The 303-nt window shown below is 58.1% G+C and carries 1 pseudogene; it reads left to right on the forward strand.

Features of this window, described 5'->3' with window-relative positions:
• Nucleotides 1–303, forward strand: a pseudogene (locus HBA93_RS20355) (hypothetical protein); the annotation flags it as partial.

Genomic DNA, 303 nt, shown 5'->3' on the forward strand with positions numbered 1-303 from the left:
TGGAATTCCGTCCGACGACATCAGTATTGTTACACATGATGCTAATCGGGAAACGGATGCTGCGGGCGGTGCAACTGCCGGTGCGGGCATCGGTGCTATGATTGGTGGTGCAGGCGGCTTGCTTGCAGGTTTGGGTATTCTTGCTATTCCGGGCGTTGGTCCGGTTGTTGCAGCTGGCTGGCTGGCGGCAACTGCTGCCGGTGCGGCTGGTGGTGCTGTTGTCGGTGCCGCGACGGGTGGCTTGATCGGCGCACTGATGAATGAAGGCGTATCTGAAGAAGATGCTCATCTTTATGCCGAAGG

The organism is Ochrobactrum sp. SFR4 (assembly GCF_019730395.1).
Classification (GTDB): Bacteria; Pseudomonadota; Alphaproteobacteria; order Rhizobiales; family Rhizobiaceae; genus Pseudochrobactrum.